Here is a 1,669-nt window from a genome sequence, read left to right as displayed (position 1 = left end):
CGATGTCGTCCTCGACGTGCTGACCCGCAACGCGAGGGCCCGCGCGCTGTACGAACGGCTCGGGTTCACCGCAATGCCGCGGCCGCGCGCCCGTTCGCGCCGGCTGCCCGCCGGACTTGATTCGGTCCGGATGCGGTTTGATCGTCGCGGCCAACCATGACAGTTGGTCGGCGAGGCGGTCGGCGAGGCGTAAAGCAGGCAGTTCAACCGTCGCCCGCCAAAATGGCGCGCCGAAAAAGGTGAGGGTAGTAGGCGAGCAGATGAGCCGGCGGCCGTGCCTGTATCAGCCGTTCAATGGCAATTTCTGAACGATTGCGTGCACGCATTCCAGCGGGCTTGCTTTACCCGTGCGCACATGCACATCGGGCGATACCGGTTTTTCATAGGTCGATTCGATGCCGGTGAACTGCCGAATGGCGCCTTGCCTTGCCAACGCATACAGTCCCTTTGGGTCGCGCGCTTCCGCGACATCCAGCTCAACGTCGACAAAGACTTCGAAAAACTCCCCGGGCGCAAAGCGCGCGCGCGCCCTGGCGCGCGCTTCCTGAAACGGCGAGATCAGGGCGACGATGACGACAAGCCCTGCATTCACCATCAGGCGCGCGACCTCGGCCGTCCGACGAATATTCTCGTGGCGGTCCGCGTCGCTGAACCCCAGATCCTGATTCAATCCTTCGCGGAGCTGGTCGCCATCCAGCAGAAAGGAACGAAGGCCTCGAGCATCGAGCTGTTCCTTCAGGAGATTCGATAGCGTCGATTTCCCGGCACCGGAAACCCCGGTGAGCCATACCACGAAGGCATGATCCTGCTTCATGCTGGAAAGCACGGATGGATTACCCGTCAGCGTGACAGGGAGAGTGGTCTGGAGATCTTGAGTCATCTCGGATTCGATGTGCCGGGAACTGCGTCGTTACTTTATTGTGGTTCGGATTCGTCCGTAGGCGAATTGTAACGTGCCTTCTGATTTTTTGTAACTTGAATATTTTAATCAGGAATAAAGCTTTGTCCATATGTGGCGCGACGGCTTGCGTGCAGTATCTGCTCGGTAATGATTTCCGGTTCTTCGTAACGGTTCGAAATAAACGCGCTGGCCGAGAAGGTGCAAACGCGCGTAGAATCTTCGCCCCTTTCGCCTTCCAGTCGCGCTTGCAGCAAGTCCTGGTGGGGGCCTGTGCCACGAGGGAGTCGGGAGAGCAAACGACTGGCGCCGTATTTGTTAGAAGAATGACGACGATTTCCAGAAGAGGTGCCGCAGAATTCCTGCAAACATCTCTGACCGTCAGCTGATTATGTCACTCGATTCCTGGCTGGCATGAAATTGCAAGAGTATTAATTTTTTATTCAGTGAAATCTGCGGAAGCGTCCTCGCGGTTTGCTTCCGTAGCTCTACTCCGTCGCCGAGTTATTGAATCGGGGCATTATTGGCGGAGTCCTGCTCAATTATTTTTTCGGGCACGGTTGCGCATCCCTTCCGGCTACCGTCGCGGTAGCGAATGCTGGCTACTGAAAACGGGACGGCCGCGATTACCATGTCGCGCTGATGTACTCGATACCGGAATGCGCTCCATTTCGTCAGGACTGCAGTGCGTCACTTCCGCCGCGGCGCGAACGGCCGCTGCTGCACATCGGCACCCTGCGCGACGATCGCCGTGCTCTCCGGCACTTCCTC

At 58.1% G+C, this 1,669-nt stretch carries 1 protein-coding gene and 1 pseudogene; one reads left to right on the top strand and one right to left on the bottom strand.

Going from position 1 to position 1,669, the window contains the following annotated elements:
* Positions 1 to 160: pseudogene (locus FOZ70_RS38470) on the top strand (N-acetyltransferase); the annotation flags it as partial.
* Positions 161 to 283: 123 nt separating this feature from the next.
* On the opposite strand, the gene cysC reads toward FOZ70_RS38470, so the two are convergent.
* Entirely contained in the window at positions 284 to 814 is a 531-nt protein-coding gene (cysC, locus tag FOZ70_RS37685) for an adenylyl-sulfate kinase (protein ID WP_124475157.1), read from the bottom strand.
* Positions 815 to 1,669 lie beyond the last annotated feature (855 nt).

Origin of the sequence: Burkholderia sp. COPS (assembly GCF_019425585.1) — a bacterium.
In the GTDB taxonomy this organism is placed as follows: Bacteria; Pseudomonadota; Gammaproteobacteria; order Burkholderiales; family Burkholderiaceae; genus Burkholderia; species Burkholderia cepacia.
This window is presented reverse-complemented; position numbering and strand designations above follow the sequence as displayed.

What these genes read in the sequence shown, in the direction of transcription:
- cysC (WP_124475157.1), bottom strand. Translation starts at nt 814, where the DNA reads ATGAAGCAGGATCATGCCTTCGTGGTATGGCTCACCGGGGTTTCCGGT.